This is a genomic window from Cupriavidus nantongensis (assembly GCF_001598055.1).
Classification (GTDB): Bacteria; Pseudomonadota; Gammaproteobacteria; order Burkholderiales; family Burkholderiaceae; genus Cupriavidus; species Cupriavidus nantongensis.
The window spans coordinates 2,228,352-2,242,321 of record NZ_CP014845.1; the positions used below are offsets into that span (position 1 = coordinate 2,228,352).

General features: G+C 67.9%; 15 protein-coding genes. 10 read left to right on the forward strand and 5 right to left on the reverse strand.

From position 1 onward, the window contains the following. Nucleotides 1-118: 118 nt before the first annotated feature. The 4 genes from A2G96_RS30855 to A2G96_RS30870 all read left to right on the forward strand — a co-directional run bounded on the left by A2G96_RS30855 (nt 119) and on the right by A2G96_RS30870 (nt 3,957). Nucleotides 119-517: a RidA family protein gene (locus A2G96_RS30855; RefSeq protein WP_062803909.1), complete on the forward strand. Its 399-nt coding sequence runs from the start codon at nt 119-121 to the stop codon at nt 515-517. Further along, nucleotides 514-1,656, forward strand: coding sequence for an oxidoreductase (locus A2G96_RS30860; protein WP_062803910.1), 1,143 nt, complete (start codon nt 514-516; stop codon nt 1,654-1,656). The genes A2G96_RS30855 and A2G96_RS30860 overlap by 4 nt, the downstream gene beginning before the upstream one ends. A gap of 325 nt (nt 1,657-1,981) precedes the next feature. Further along, nucleotides 1,982-3,061, forward strand: a complete 1,080-nt coding sequence (locus tag A2G96_RS30865; protein WP_062803911.1) for a hypothetical protein — start codon at nt 1,982-1,984, stop codon at nt 3,059-3,061. Beyond that, nucleotides 3,061-3,957 (forward strand): hypothetical protein, encoded by an 897-nt coding sequence (locus A2G96_RS30870; RefSeq protein ID WP_062803912.1) that lies wholly within the window; start codon nt 3,061-3,063, stop codon nt 3,955-3,957. The genes A2G96_RS30865 and A2G96_RS30870 overlap by 1 nt, the downstream gene beginning before the upstream one ends. A gap of 170 nt (nt 3,958-4,127) precedes the next feature. Here the strand turns inward: A2G96_RS30870 and argG are convergent, their stop codons facing one another. Continuing rightward, nucleotides 4,128-5,453 carry an argininosuccinate synthase gene (gene argG / locus A2G96_RS30875; protein WP_012357049.1) on the reverse strand — a complete coding sequence of 442 codons (1,326 nt, stop codon included), beginning with the start codon at nt 5,451-5,453 and terminating at the stop codon, nt 4,128-4,130. A gap of 335 nt (nt 5,454-5,788) precedes the next feature. On the opposite strand from argG, the gene A2G96_RS30880 reads away from it, so the two are divergent. The 3 genes from A2G96_RS30880 to A2G96_RS30890 are packed head-to-tail and all read left to right on the forward strand — an operon-like array spanning nt 5,789 to nt 8,746. Continuing rightward, the gene (locus A2G96_RS30880; RefSeq protein ID WP_062803913.1) at nt 5,789-6,952 is read left to right on the forward strand and encodes a CaiB/BaiF CoA transferase family protein; all 1,164 of its coding nucleotides are present in this window, start codon (nt 5,789-5,791) and stop codon (nt 6,950-6,952) included. Nucleotides 6,953-6,994: 42 nt separating this feature from the next. After that, the gene (locus A2G96_RS30885) at nt 6,995-7,954 is read left to right on the forward strand and encodes a Bug family tripartite tricarboxylate transporter substrate binding protein (protein ID WP_062803914.1); all 960 of its coding nucleotides are present in this window, start codon (nt 6,995-6,997) and stop codon (nt 7,952-7,954) included. 15 nt (nt 7,955-7,969) lie between these two features. Then, nucleotides 7,970-8,746 carry an enoyl-CoA hydratase gene (locus tag A2G96_RS30890; protein WP_062803915.1) on the forward strand — a complete coding sequence of 259 codons (777 nt, stop codon included), beginning with the start codon at nt 7,970-7,972 and terminating at the stop codon, nt 8,744-8,746. Nucleotides 8,747-8,761: 15 nt separating this feature from the next. Here the strand turns inward: A2G96_RS30890 and A2G96_RS30895 are convergent, their stop codons facing one another. Beyond that, complete coding sequence (locus A2G96_RS30895) at nt 8,762-9,709, reverse strand: LysR family transcriptional regulator (RefSeq protein ID WP_062803916.1); 948 nt, start codon at nt 9,707-9,709, stop codon at nt 8,762-8,764. A gap of 228 nt (nt 9,710-9,937) precedes the next feature. On the opposite strand from A2G96_RS30895, the gene A2G96_RS30900 reads away from it, so the two are divergent. From A2G96_RS30900 to A2G96_RS30910, 3 genes are all read left to right on the forward strand, one after another. Beyond that, the gene (locus tag A2G96_RS30900; RefSeq protein ID WP_012357054.1) at nt 9,938-10,363 is read left to right on the forward strand and encodes a VOC family protein; all 426 of its coding nucleotides are present in this window, start codon (nt 9,938-9,940) and stop codon (nt 10,361-10,363) included. A 94-nt stretch (nt 10,364-10,457) separates the two neighbouring features. After that, nucleotides 10,458-10,661, forward strand: coding sequence for a SlyX family protein (locus tag A2G96_RS30905; protein WP_018005787.1), 204 nt, complete (start codon nt 10,458-10,460; stop codon nt 10,659-10,661). A gap of 102 nt (nt 10,662-10,763) precedes the next feature. Beyond that, nucleotides 10,764-11,318 carry a DUF1439 domain-containing protein gene (locus A2G96_RS30910; RefSeq protein WP_082819195.1) on the forward strand — a complete coding sequence of 185 codons (555 nt, stop codon included), beginning with the start codon at nt 10,764-10,766 and terminating at the stop codon, nt 11,316-11,318. 43 nt (nt 11,319-11,361) lie between these two features. Here the strand turns inward: A2G96_RS30910 and A2G96_RS30915 are convergent, their stop codons facing one another. The 3 genes from A2G96_RS30915 to A2G96_RS32960 all read right to left on the reverse strand — a co-directional run bounded on the left by A2G96_RS30915 (nt 11,362) and on the right by A2G96_RS32960 (nt 13,773). Then, complete coding sequence (locus A2G96_RS30915) at nt 11,362-12,279, reverse strand: DMT family transporter (RefSeq protein ID WP_062803918.1); 918 nt, start codon at nt 12,277-12,279, stop codon at nt 11,362-11,364. A gap of 382 nt (nt 12,280-12,661) precedes the next feature. After that, nucleotides 12,662-13,525 (reverse strand): NAD-dependent protein deacetylase, encoded by an 864-nt coding sequence (locus A2G96_RS30920; protein WP_062803919.1) that lies wholly within the window; start codon nt 13,523-13,525, stop codon nt 12,662-12,664. Between the two features lie 23 nt (nt 13,526-13,548). Further along, nucleotides 13,549-13,773 carry an oxidoreductase-like domain-containing protein gene (locus tag A2G96_RS32960; RefSeq protein ID WP_082819168.1) on the reverse strand — a complete coding sequence of 75 codons (225 nt, stop codon included), beginning with the start codon at nt 13,771-13,773 and terminating at the stop codon, nt 13,549-13,551. Between the last annotated feature and the right edge of the window lie 197 nt (nt 13,774-13,970).

The following is a 13,970-nucleotide window of genomic DNA, read 5'->3' on the forward strand; positions in this document are numbered from 1 at the left end:
TGAGAAGCGACCATTTGTATGGGTCGATGCCGGCTCCGATACTTGTCACATCGGCTGGCCTGCAAGGCGGGCAGCCGACAGCAAGATGAATTTTACTTAATCATTACCGGAGTCAGCGATGCACCTCGAACAAGTCCACACCCAGCCCGATCCCTATGCCCCCTACCTGCTGTCGCAAGCCATCCGCGCCGGCGGCCTGCTGTTCGTTTCCGGCCAGGCCGGCGTCGGCGACGATGGCACCATCGTCGGCCGCGGCGACTTCGACGCGCAGGCCGAGCAGGCCTTCCGCAACCTCAGGCGCGCCCTGCAGGCGGGCGGCTCGGGGCTGGATCGCGTGGCCAAGGTGACGATCTTCCTGACGTCGATGGAGTACTTCCCGAAGATCGTCGCGCTGCGGCGCAAGTGGTTTTCCGCGCCCTATCCGGCCGATACCATCGTCGAAGTCTCGGCGCTGTATTCGCCGGACGCGATGATCGAGATCGAAGCCATCGCGCTGGCCACGGAGGACGCGCAATGATCACGCCCGCCGCGCCTTCGCTGTTCGATACGCCGGCGCTGAGCGGCGTGCCGCTGCGCAACCGCCTGGTGGTGGCCCCGATGACGCGCATCAGCGCCACCGACACCGGCGTCCCCACCGATGCCATGCGCCGCTACTACGAGGGCTTTGCCCGCGGCGGCTTTGGCCTGATCGTCAGCGAGGGCATCTATACCGACCGCGCCTATGCGCAGGGCTATGCCGGCCAGCCGGGACTGACCGACGCGCAGCAGGCGCAGGGCTGGCGCGGGATCGTGCACGCGGTGCACCAGGCCGGCGGGCGCATGGTCGCGCAGCTGATGCATGCGGGGGCGCTGTCGCAGGCCAACCGCTTCCGCGACGATACGGTAGGGCCTTCGGCCGTGCGGCCCAGGGGCCGGCAGCTGACCGCGTACGGCGGCACGGGCGCTTTCCGCATGCCGCGCGCGATGGACGAGGCCGAGATCCTGCAGGCCATCGACGGCTTTGCGCAGGCGGCGCGGCTGGCGTGCGCAGCCGGCTTCGACGGCGTGGAAATCCACGGCGCCAACGGCTATCTGCTCGACCAGTTCCTCAACGGCCATACCAACGTGCGCCAGGATGACTGGGGCGGCGGCATCGCGCAGCGCATGCGGCTGATGCTGGAGACGATCCGCGCGGTGCGCGCCGCGGTGGGGACCGATGCCATCGTCGGCGTGCGCATCTCGCAGGCCAAGGTCAATGACTTTACGTACCAGTGGCCCGAAGGCACAGAGGGCGCAGCCGCGGTGTTTGCCGGCATTGCGGCAAGCGGCGTCGACTACCTTCATGTGACCGAGCACGAAGCCTGGCAGCCCGCCTTCGCCGGCAGCGATGCCTCGCTGGTGCAGCACGCGCGGCGCGCGGCGCCGGGGCTGGCCATCGTCGCCAACGGCAACCTCGCGGAGCCGGCGCGCGCGGCCGCGATGCTCGAACAAGGCGCGACGCTGGTCGCGCTCGGACGCGGCGCACTGGCGAATCCCGACTGGCCGGCGCGGGTGCGCGCGGGACAACCGGTGCGGCCGTTCGATGCGGCTGTGCTGGCGCCCCTGGCCGGCATCAAGGACGCGGAACTGGCGCTGCGCGAAGCCGCACCGGCAGTCCCGGTGCCATTGGCCGGCTGATGCCTTACCGCCCTGCGCGATCCCTGCGCCAGTTGGCTGGCGCGGTGCCGAACTGCGCCGAGAACCAGCGCGTGAAGGCGCTGGCCGCAGGCCGAGGCCTGCGCGGCGCCTTCCAGCAGCGCCACGCAGGCGCCGAGCTGCACTTCGCTGGTCGGGGTCTCAGCGGGCGCTTCGGGCGCAGCGTGTCGGCATGGCGGGCACTTCACAATTGATTTGGTGGCAAGTCAGGCCTGTCGCACTTTCGGGGATATTCGCTGAACAGCGAATATCCACCGCCACATATTCGGTATAGTGGGATTATTCGCTGAACAGCAAATAAGCGCTCATGCCAGAATCGCCCCTCGTCGACCAAGCTCTGATCGGACAGCTCCTGGAGTCACTCCGGGAGCTGCCGGACGTGCATGCCGAGCTGGCTCGATCGGAAACTGCTGTTCAAGCCGCAGGTCGCGTCGATGCGCAGATCGATCTTCACGTCGCCGGCAAAACCATTCTCTTGCTGGTTGAGGCAAGGAAGTCAGTCTTTCCGCGCGACGTGCGGCAGGCGTTGTGGCAGTGGAAGTCGCTGCCGCACGGACATTCCGCCGATGTACAGCACCTGCTGATCGCCGAGTCCCTGTCCCCGGGAGCGAAAGAACTGCTCAGAGCCGAGCGCATCGGCTACTTCGATAGTGGCGGAAGCTTGTTCCTGCCGGCCGCTGGTGCCTACGTCTACATCGACAAGCCGGCTCCGAAGACTTTAGAAAAGTCGGTGCGGTCGCTCTTCTCCGGTCGGCGCGCCCAGGTTTTGTCCGCCCTGCTGATCCATCACAAGGAATGGTTTGGTGTTACCGAAATGGCCGAGCGGGCGCAGGTGGCGCCGTCTACAGTCTCGGACGTACTCAGTGAGCTGGAGCGGTTCGACTGGCTAGTTTCGCGAGGGCAGGGGCCAGGCAAGGAGCGGCATCTGCGCGAACCCGGTGCGTTGCTCGATGCCTGGGCGAAGCAGCTTGTCACGCATCGTGCGCCAGGGCTGCGCCGATACTTTGTGCCTGGATTGAAATCCGAGGCACTGATTGAACGGCTCGGCCAGTTGTTCGATACGCATCAGGTCGCTTACGCGGTGAGCTACGAAGCCGCTGCACAGCGTTATGCCCCCTTCCTGTCCGGCATCTCGCAGGTGCGATTGCGGCTGCTACCCGGCACCAGTGCCGCAACGTCAATGGCCGAGTTGGGTGCGCGCATTGTCGATGAAGGGGCGAACCTAGCGGTCATCGAAGCGAAATCGGCGGGAGAACTGCTGTTTCGGCAAAACGTCGGGGGAATCTGGCTGTCCAGCCCGGTCCAGGTCTATCTCGACCTCTTGCGCGGTGAAGGCCGCGCCAAGGAAATGGCCGAGCACTTGCGCAAGGAAAGGATCGGATTCTGATGGCAAAACCCGCGACGTTCGATGGCTACAGCGACCAGTACACGGCGGACTGCGAACGCGTCCTCGTAACACTGCTGCGCGGGCTCGGGCCGTGGAAGGAATCTGTCTACCTGATCGGGGGACTCACGCCGCGATATCTCGTTTCCGCGCGGCCTCCGGTGGTGCCGGCGCACGCCGGCACGCTGGACGTGGACCTTGTGATCGACCTGCAAATCCTGACTGATACCGAGGCTTATCACACGCTCGAAGACAACCTCAAGAAAATGGGGTTCGAGCGGGCCGAGAACAGCGCCGGTGCAAGGCTTTCCTGGCGTTGGCAGACACGCACCGCACATGGCGCGTTGATGGTGCTGGAACTGCTGGCGGATGCACCGGACATCGCTGGCGGCAAGGTGCAGCCATTGCCGACCGAAGGCACGATCTCAGCACTGAACATCCCATATTCGTCCATTGTTTTTGACCTTCACCAAGTTACCGAGATCCAGGCTGAGCTCCTCGGCGGCAATGGCATCGTGACGGAACACATCAAGCATGCCAACCTCGTCAGCTTTACCTGCCTGAAGTCGTTCGCCTTCGACCAGCGCTTTGAACGCAAGGACGCGCACGACCTGATCTATTGCATCGAACACGCAACCGAGGGACCGGACGCCGTGGCGGCAGCGTTTCAGAAGGAGCGCAACGGCAAGCACGGTGCCGTCCTCGAAGCCTCGCTGGCGATCCTGCGCAGCCGCTTCGCCAGCGACGAAAAAGCCGAAGGCTATCGCAAGGACGGTCCGGTGTCGGTCGCCAAGTTCGAGCTGGGCGAAGGCGACGAGCCAGAGCAACGTGAGGCGCGGATATTGCGTCAGCGGCAGGCCTGCGACGTGATCGAACAACTCCTTGTCCGAATCGGATAAGGAGCGCAACCGCGCGCAGCGGCCATAACGCGCAACACGCAGCAGTTTGATATTCCGGGACGTTCGCTTGACATTACGTGACAGGTCGAGAAAACGCCGAGACAAAAAAAACCGGCACCCTGAGGTGCCGGTTTCTGGCGGTCCCGCCGTCAGGCGGGGAAGCGCAAAGCTCAGTCTTCCAGCTTCGGCAGCGAAGCGCTGACCTGGGTCGACAGCAGGCCGGTCTTGGCATACGTCTGCAGCTTCTCGCGCGTATCGACGATATCGAGCGTGCGCATGGTCAGCTGGCCGATGCGGTCCAGCGGCGTGAACATCGACTCGCCCTTCTCCATGGTCAGCCGTTCCGGCTTGTAGGTCAGGTTGGGCGAGGTGGTGTTCAGGATCGAGTAGTCGTTGCCGCGGCGCAGCTCGATGGTGACCTCGCCGGTGATGGCGCCGGCGACCCAGCGCTGGGCGGTCTCGCGCAGCATGATGGCCTGCGGGTCGAACCAGCGGCCCTGGTACAGCAGGCGGCCCAGGCGGCGGCCGTTGTCGCGGTACTGCTCGATGGTGTCTTCGTTGTGGATGCCGGTGATCAGGCGCTCGTAGGCGATGAACAGCAGCGCCAGGCCGGGGGCTTCATAGATGCCGCGGCTCTTGGCCTCGATGATGCGGTTCTCGATCTGGTCGCTCATGCCCAGGCCATGGCGCCCGCCGATGCGGTTGGCTTCCATGAACAGGTCGACGGCATTGGCGAAGGTCTGGCCGTTCAGCGCCACCGGCTGGCCTTCCTCGAAGCGCACCGTGACTTCCTCGCGCTTGACTTCGACATCATCGCGCCAGAACTGCACGCCCATGATTGGCTGCACGATGCGAATGCCCGAATCGAGGTGCTCCAGGTCCTTGGCCTCGTGGGTCGCGCCCAGCATGTTGGAGTCGGTCGAGTACGCCTTCTCGGCGGACATCTTGTAGTCGAAGCCGTTCTGGCGCATGAACTCGGACATCTCGGCGCGGCCGCCCAGTTCGTCGATGAACTGCTGGTCCAGCCACGGCTTGTAGATCTGCAGGCCGGGGTTGGTCAGCAGGCCGTAGCGGTAGAAGCGCTCGATGTCGTTGCCCTTGAAGGTGCTGCCGTCGCCCCAGATGTTGACGCCGTCTTCCTTCATCGCGGCGACCAGCATGGTGCCGGTGACGGCGCGGCCGATCGGGGTGGTGTTGAAATAGGTGATGCCGGCGGTGGAAATATGGAAGGCACCGCACTGCAGCGCGGCGATGCCCTCGGCCACCAGCTGCGCGCGGCAGTCGACCAGGCGCGCTTCCTCGGCGCCGTAGGCCTTGGCGCGGCGCGGGATGTCGTCGTAGTCAGGTTCGTCGGGCTGGCCCAGGTTGGCGGTGTAGGCGTAGGGGACGGCGCCCTTCTGGCGCATCCAGAGGAGTGCCGCGCTGGTGTCAAGGCCGCCGGAGAAGGCGATACCGACGCGCTGGCCGGTAGGAATGTGCTGCAGGATGGTAGTCATCGCCAGAAATCAATGTGAATTTGTCGGCTCTTGGACGGGCTTCCACTGCGTCGGCCGCAAGCGGCCGGGGGGCGGCGGGAAGCACGGCGACGCGGCCGGCCGAGTCACGTGCCGAGTCAGTGCCAAACGCGAATTGTGACACGGCAGCGCCCACGCGCCAAACGCGGGGGCAGGTGGGGGCGCCGGCGCCACCTGCACGCGCGCCGGCCAGACCGATGCCGGAGCGCCGCTGCGCCGTTCAAATCCGGCGAACGCGCCTTTCAAAACTATCGACTGGCCCGCTCCGATACCCCTCCCTATACTGCGCCGCACTGTTATCGGAAAGCGGAGTCGTCATGCTGCATCGCGCCCTGGAAGGCATCCGGGTCCTGGATTTGTCGCGCATCCTGGCCGGTCCCTGGTGTACCCAGAACCTGGCCGACCTGGGCGCCGAGGTGACCAAGGTCGAACACCCCGAGCGCGGCGACGATACCCGCGGCTGGGGGCCGCCCTACCTCGACGCACCGGCCGGCACCGAGGGCGATCCGCGCATGTCCGGCTACTTCATCTGCTGCAACCGCGGCAAGCGTTCGGTTGCGATCGACTACGGCACGCCCGAGGGCGCGGCGCAGGTGCGCGAGCTGGCGCGCACGGCCGACGTGCTGGTCGAGAACTACAAGGTCGGCACGCTGCGCCGCTACGGGCTGGACTACGATACGCTCAAGGCGATCAACCCGCGCCTGGTCTACCTGTCGATCACCGGCTTCGGCCAGAGCGGGCCGATGGCCGACAAGCCCGGCTACGACTACGTGTTCCAGGGCATGGGCGGGCTGATGAGCTACACCGGCCAGCCCGACGGCACGCCCGGTGCCGGCCCGCTGCGCACCGGCGTCGCGGTGGTCGACCTGAGCACCGGCATGTATGCCACCTCCGCGGTGCTGGCCGCGCTGTACCAGCGCCAGGCGACCGGCGCGGGCGCGCACCTGGACATCGCGCTGCTCGACGTGGCCGTGGCGATGAACGCCAACCAGGCCGCCAACTACCTGGTGTCGGGCCAGAACCCGCAGCGCAGCGGCAACGCCCATCCCAACTGCGCGCCGTATGAAGTGTTCCGCTGCGCCGATGGCCACCTGATCCTGGCAATCGGCAACGACGGCCAGTTCGCGCGCTTCTGCGCCGTGGCCGGCATCCCGGCGCTTGCGCAGGATCCGCGCTACGCCACCAATTCCGCGCGCATCGAACACCTGGACGCCCTGCGCGCGCAATTGACCGAACTCTTCCCCACCCGCACCCGCGCCGCCTGGACCGAGGCCTTCGATGCGGCGGGCGTGCCCTGGGGCCCGATCCACACCATGGACGAAGTCTTCGCCCATCCGCAAGTACAGCACCGCAAGCTGATGCAGGTGGCCGAGCACCCCGTGATGGGCCGCGTGCCAATGGTGCGCAACCCGATGCTGGCCGGCCACGACGCCCCGCCGGCGCCGCCGCCGCTGCTGGGCGAGCACAGCCCGCCGCGCTGACCGCCCTTCACTACACCGATAACCCCGACCCGGAGACACCCGATGAAACCCACCCTTTTCGCCATGGCCCTGCTCGGCATTGCCAGCAGCGCGCACGCCGCCTATCCCGAGCGGCCGATCAAGCTGATCGTGCCCTACGCCGCCGGCGGCACCACCGACATCATTGCCCGCATCGTCGGCACCCGCCTGGGCCCGGTGCTGGGCCAGCCCGTCGTGATCGAGAACCGCCCCGGCGCCGGCGGCGCGGTCGGCAGCGCCTACGCCGCCAAGCAGCCGGCCGACGGCTACACGCTGGTGATGGAGGTGGAAAGCTCGCACGCGGTCAACCCCAACGTCTACCTGAAGACCGCCTACGACCCGGTCAAGGACTTCGCGCCGATCAGCAACCTGGCCGACGTGCCCAACGTGCTGGTGGTCAATCCCGCCTTCCCGGCCGCGGACCTGGCGTCGTTTATCAAGCAGCTCAAGGCCAATCCCGGCAAGTATTCGTTCGGCTCGTCCGGCAACGGCGGCCTCAGCCACATGAACGGCGAGCTCTTCATGAACGCCACCGGCACGCGCATGCTGCACGTGCCGTACAAGGGCCTGGGCCCGGCGCTCAACGATGCGGTCGCCGGGCAGATCCAGGTGGTGTTCGACAATATCCCGTCGTCGTCCGGGCTGATCCAGGGTGGCCGTCTCAAGCCGCTGGCGGTGGCCGCGAAGCAGCGCCTGAAGGTGCTGCCCAACGTGCCCACCTATGCCGAGGCAGGGCTGCCGGCGATGAACAACCCGTCGTGGTTCGGCCTGGGCGCGCCGGCGGGCACGCCCGCCGCCATCCTCGACCAGCTCAACGACGCCGTGCGTAAGGTGCTGGCCGAGCCCGAGGTGATCGCCGCGATCGAGAAACAGGGCGCGATCCCGGCACCGACTTCGCGCAAGGCCTTTGGCGACCTGATCCGTGGGCAGAACGCGCACTGGAAGCAGGTGGTCGAGGCCATCCACTTCACCAAGCTCCAGTAAGACACGAGGACCGACATGAGCGCACTTCAGCAGGAACCGCACGCCGGCGTCGAGATCGACGCGCGCGGCATTGCCACCGTCACCATCCGCGAGGCGGGCTCGCTCAATATCCTGAGCACGCCGGTGATCGCCTCGCTCACGCGTGCGATCGAGGCGCTGGCCGCCCACGACGCGCTGCGCGTGCTGGTGCTGCGCGGCACCGGCGACAAGGGCTTTATCGGCGGTGCCGACATCAAGGAGATGGCCGCGCTCGACCGCGCCAGCGCCGAGGCCTTTATCAGCGGCCTGCGCCGCCTGTGCGATGCGGTGCGCCACCTGCCGGTGCCGGTGATCGCGCGCATGCCGGGCTGGTGCCTGGGCGGCGGGCTGGAACTGGCGCTGGCGTGCGACCTGCGCATCGCCGCCGACACCGCGCAGCTGGGCATGCCCGAGGTGAAGGTCGGCATCCCGTCGGTGATCCACGCCGCGCTGATGCCGCGCCTGATTGGCAATGCGCGCACCGCATGGATGTTGCTGACCGGCGAGATCTCCGACGCCGCCGAAGCGCTGCAGTGGGGCCTGGTCAACCGCGTGGTGCCGCTGGCCGAACTGGACCAGGAAGTCGAGCGCGTGGCCGCGCTGCTGGCCGGCTTCGGCCCGGTCGCGGTGCGCCAGCAGAAGCGCCTGCTGCGCGAGTGGGAAGACGCGCCGCTGGAAATCTCGATCGGCAACAGCGTGGCCGAGTTCGGCAGCGCTTTCGACACCGGCGAGCCGCAGCAGCACATGGCCACCTTCCTGAACCGCAAGCGCTGAAGCAGGAACGGAAGGCTACGGCGCCGTGGCCGCCACGGCGCCGCCTTCGCGCGTGGCCACCACACGCGGATCGTTGAGCAAAAACTGCGCGAAGGCCTCGGCAAATGCCGGCAGCTTGCCGTCGGCGCGCACGATCAGATTCAGTTCGCGCAAGGCCCACGGTTCTGCCAGCCGCACCCCGGCCACGCGCGCCTCGCGCAGCGCCTGCGCCGCCACGCTGCGCGGCACCAGCGCCACGCCGACGCCGGCCTCGGCCAGCGACAGCACCGCATCGAAGCTGTGCGCATGCAGGCGCACGTTCGGGCCCTTGCCCGCGCGCTGCGCCATCTCGCGCAGGAACAGGAAATTGCTGCTGGTGCGGCTCATGCAGACAAAGTCGAACGCCAGCGCCGCGCCGAAGCGCACCTCCGGCTCGCGCGCGAGCGGGTGGTCCGCTGCCATCACCAGGATCAGTTCGTCGCGCGCGTAGCGCACCGAGCGCACGCCGGCGGCCTCGTCGCCGGTATGGAAATCTCCCGCCAGGATGCCGACATCGGCTTCATGCGCCGCCACCGCGGCCAGGATCGCCTGGCTGGCGCGCTCCTCCAGGTCGATGTTCACGTCCGGATTGGCCAGCAGGAAGCGGCTGACGCTGGGGATGATGAAGCCGTTGAGCGAGCTGCTGTTGGCCAGCAGCCGGATATTGCCCTTCAGCCCGGCGGAGAAGCGCCCGACTTCGCCATGCATGCGCTCCACGCCCAGCAGCAGTTCGCGCACATGGACCAGCAGGGTTTCGCCGGCCGGCGTCAGCTCCATGCCGCGCGCGCTGCGCACGAACAACGGCGTGCCCATGGCGTGCTCGAGGTTCTTCAGCCGGTAGCTCGCCGCCGACGCGGTGATGTGGGTGGCCGAAGCGCCCCCCGACAGGCTTTGCGCATCGGCAATGGCCTGGAACAGGCGCAGGTCGGTCAATTCGTAACGCAAGGCAACTCCATTCGGGCCGCGGTAGTCGAAACGGGTCTAGCGGGCCATTCTAGTGCACCGCGCCGGCCGCACTCCCGCGCCGATCGTGCATTCGATCGCGCAATCGATGTGGACGCCGTCCATTTTCTTTGCTAAGGTATTGTGGACGGCGTACACAAAGCGTGAACGCCATGCCGAATTCCCCCGCGGCCCGACATCCCCACAGGCCGCCCCTTCAAAGGAGTTGTCATGCAAGTCCAGCCCTATCTGTTTTTCGAAGGCCGTTGCGATGAAGCGGTCGAGTTCTACAAGCAGACTCTTGGCGCCAAGGTCAACGCCCGCATGACCTTTGCCGACAACCCCGACGCCGGCAAGGGCGGCGAAGGCTGCCAGCCCGGCGCGGGCGCGCAGGACAAGGTCATGCACCTGGAATTCCAGGTCGGCGACAGCATCATCCTGGCCTCCGACGGGCAGTGCTCGAACCAGCCCGCGTTCCAGGGCTTCGGCCTGGCCATCACCTTTCCCGACAAGGCCGGGGTCGAGAAGGCCTTCAACGGCCTGAAGGAAGGCGGCCAGGTGCTGATGCCGCTGGACAAGACCTTCTTCGCCGAGCAGTTCGGCATGGTCGCCGACCGTTTCGGCATCATGTGGATGCTGCTGACCGCGCCCAAGTAAGTCAGTCCGCAGGTTCCCGGCCAGCGGCGCGCGCTTCGGGCCACAGCCCGGCGATGGGTTTACAATGCGCGCCGCCCGCCGGAGAAACCTAGCCATGGACGATCGCATCAACGAACTCGAAATCAAGCTCGCCTTCCAGGAAGACCTGCTCGATACCCTGAACAGCACCGTGGCGCGCCAGCAGCAGCAGATCGACCTGCTGCAGGAGCAGTTCCGCGCGCTGTACCAGCAGGTGCGCAGCGCCGCCACCACCGCGGCCGAAGCCGACCCCCTGCAGGAAATCCCGCCGCATTACTGAGCCGCACCCTTGGCCAATGTGACGGAACGCGACCCCCGGCCACGCGGTCTGACAGGCTGATCCCACTTGCCGCGCCGTGCCATGGCGCGCCCGCTCCGCCACATGCGCCTGACGCCCTCCCTGCTCCTTGCCGCCGCCTGCATCGCCGGCGCCGCGCCGGCCCTGGCCGGCTACAACATCTGGACCGGCGAGTATTCCCTGACCCGCCAGGAACTGCAGACCGAACTCGACAAGCGCTTTCCCGCGACGCTGCGCTACGCCGAAGTCGTCAGCGTCCAGCTCAGCCATCCGCGGCTGGTGCTGGATGAAGCCAGCAACCGCATCACCACCCACGTCGACGCACGCCTGATCAACGCGCTGCTGCCTTCGCCGCCGGTCGACGGCAAGCTGGCCCTGAACAGCGGCATCCGCTATGACCCGGCCCGGCGCGCGGTACTGCTCGACAACCCCACCGTGCAGCAGGTCGAAGTCGCCGGCATGGGGCCCTATCGCGAACAGCTCAACGCCATCGGCGCCGTGGTCGCGCAGCAGCTGCTGAAGGACTATCCGATCTATACCTTCAAGCCGGAAGAGCTGCGCGTGGGGGGCAAGGAGGTGGAGCCGGGGGCGATTACGGTTGGCAAGGATGAGGTGCGGGTGGAGGTGAAGCAGCGGTAGGCTCGGCCTTCGGGCTGCCTCCCTCCCCCACCCTACCTCGGCATCAACCCTTGGTGCCCCGGAACACCACCCCCAACCCCGCCAGCACCGCTCCCATCCCCGCCAGCGCCAGCGGCGCCATGCGGTTGCCCAGCAGCAGATAGTCGAGCGCCGCGGTGCCCGCCGGCACCAGGTAGAACAGGCTGGTCACGTTAACCAGGTTGCCGGCATGGATCAGGCGATAGAACAGCAGCGTCGCGCCGATCGAAATCCCCAGCGCCAGCCATAGCAGCGGCGCGGCGAACGCCAGCGAGGCTTCGAAGGCGAAGGGCTGGAACGGCAGGCACAGCAGGCACGCCGCCAGGCTTGCGCCGTACTGCAGCGGCAGCACTTCGGCGGTGGCGCGTGGGCTGCGCTTCTGCAGGATGGCGCCGACAGTCATGCTGGCCAGCGAGGCCAGCGCGCACAGCACCCCGGCCGGCGACAGCCGGGCCAGCAGCAGGCTGTCGGCGACGACCATGGCCAGCCCGGCGAATGCCAGCGCCAGGCCGCCCAGGCGCGCGGCGCTGGCGCGGCGCTCGGTCAGCAGCAGCGTCAGCATCGGCTGCGCGCCCAGCACCGTGGCCAGCACGCCGGGCGTCATGCCGTGGTCCAGCGCCAGAAAGTAAAAGACCGCGTAGCCGCCGATCAGCAGCAGGCCCGTGGCGGCCGTGTGCAGCCGCTCGCCGCGCGGCGGCAGCAGGCGCTTGCGTGCCAGGCCGAGCGCGCCCAGCACGGCGCAGACCAGCGCGAAGCGCAAGGTCAGCAGGGCGAACGGGGTGGCGTGGTCGAGCGCCAGCCGGGCGGCGATGGCGCCGCTGCTCCATAGCAGCACGAACAGCGGCGTGGCCCAGAGGGCGGCGGATGTGGCGCGCGTGGTGCGCGTGGTAAGCGTGTCGCGCGCGGCGTCGAAGCGCGCCGCGCAATCTTCTTGGTGGTTCATGGCTTGTCATCTGTCGTCAGCTTGGCGGGCTCCGGCGACGCGCATCGGCAGGCGGCCACGGCACGGCGACAGCGCGCACGGGCGTGCGGCGGCCGTGCGCGCGGGCGCACGAAGGCGGGATTACCGGAGACGAGAAGGGCTGGGGCGCGTGCCCGTCAGCCGCGCGGCGGCGGCGGGTGTGCACCGCCGGAGAACGGCGGCGGCGGCGCGACAGATGTGAACGCAGGCTGGCGACGCGGGCACGGCAACGCGCGGCCCGGAGGCACGGCGATGACGGGGCGTTGGCGGTCTGCGGTCATAGTGGAAAGCGGAAGCCTTGAAGAAAGATCGACCGGCGTCGATCCAATTGGTGTGGCGATGCTATGCCTGCACGGCGCTCGCGTCAACGGGATCCTGCAGTGTCCTGCTCCAGCCGCGACACCAGTGCCTGCAGCGCCGGCGCGCAGCCGGCCTCGACCTTCAGCGCCAGCATGGCATCGGCACGCGTGGTGCCCAGGTTGAGCGCGGCCACCGGCTTGCCCATCTGGCCGGCCCAGACGCAGAAGCGGTAGCCGGAATAAACCATCAGCGACGAGCCCACCACCAGCATCGCATCCGCGGCTGCCAGCGCCGCGCGCGCGGCGTCGACACGCGCGCGCGGCACGGATTCGCCGAAGAACACCACGTCAGGCTTGAGGATGCCGCCGCAATGGCCGCAATCGGGCACCTGGAACTGCGCGAACAGCGGCGATTCGAAATGCACGTCGCCATCGGCGGCGGGCGGCGCGATCACGTCGCGCAGTGCGGCGTTGCGGGACACCAGCCAGTCCTGCAGGCCGGCGCGGTCGTGGCTGGCGCCGCAGTCCAGGCAGATGGCGCTGGCCAGGCTGCCGTGCAGTTCGATCACGCCCTGGCTGCCGGCGCGCTGGTGCAGGCCGTCGACATTCTGCGTGACCAGCGCCGTGATCCGGCCCTGTTCACCGAGCCGCGCCAGCGCGTGGTGCGCATCGTTGGGCCGCGCCTGCCCCGCCAGCGGCCAGCCGAGCATGCTGCGCGCCCAGTAGCGCTGGCGCCCGGCGTGCGAGCCGAGAAAGGCCTGCAGCGTGATCGGCGGCGAGCGCTGCCACTGGCCGCGCGCGTCGCGGTAGCCGGGAATGCCGGAATCGGTGCTGATGCCGGCGCCGGTCAGCACGAACAGGCGCGGGTGGCGCCGCACGAAATCGAACAGCGCCGCCGCGGCTGCCGGGGAGGGCTGCGATGGCTGCATGACGGGGACGCTCACGGGTGTGCTCAAGCGGCCGGATCCTCGGCATGGCGCGCCGCCTGGCGCGCTTCCCATGCCCGCAGCGCCTCGCGGTAGCGGTCCATCTCCTGGTAGTAGTAATCGAAGATGCAGGGATCGCAGCCTGAGCCGCAGCACTCGCCGTCGGCGGGCCGCTCCGGCGGCTCAGGGCGGGGATCGTCAGGGGTAAGCGAGGAACCGGCGACGGGGACGACGGGGACTTCGGGGGACACTTGAGACACTTGCGGATCGGGCGCGCGGCGCCATGGCAGACCAGCCCCCAGTATATTCCGGCACGCCCGCCGCTGCCCCGCGGCCCCGTGGCCGCTCGCAGCGCCCCAAGCCGATCTGAACGCTTCCGAGCCGCATGTTGAATTGTTTTGGCGGCCGGCGCGCACAGGGGCCTGCACGCCATGTTTTGCCGGAAGAT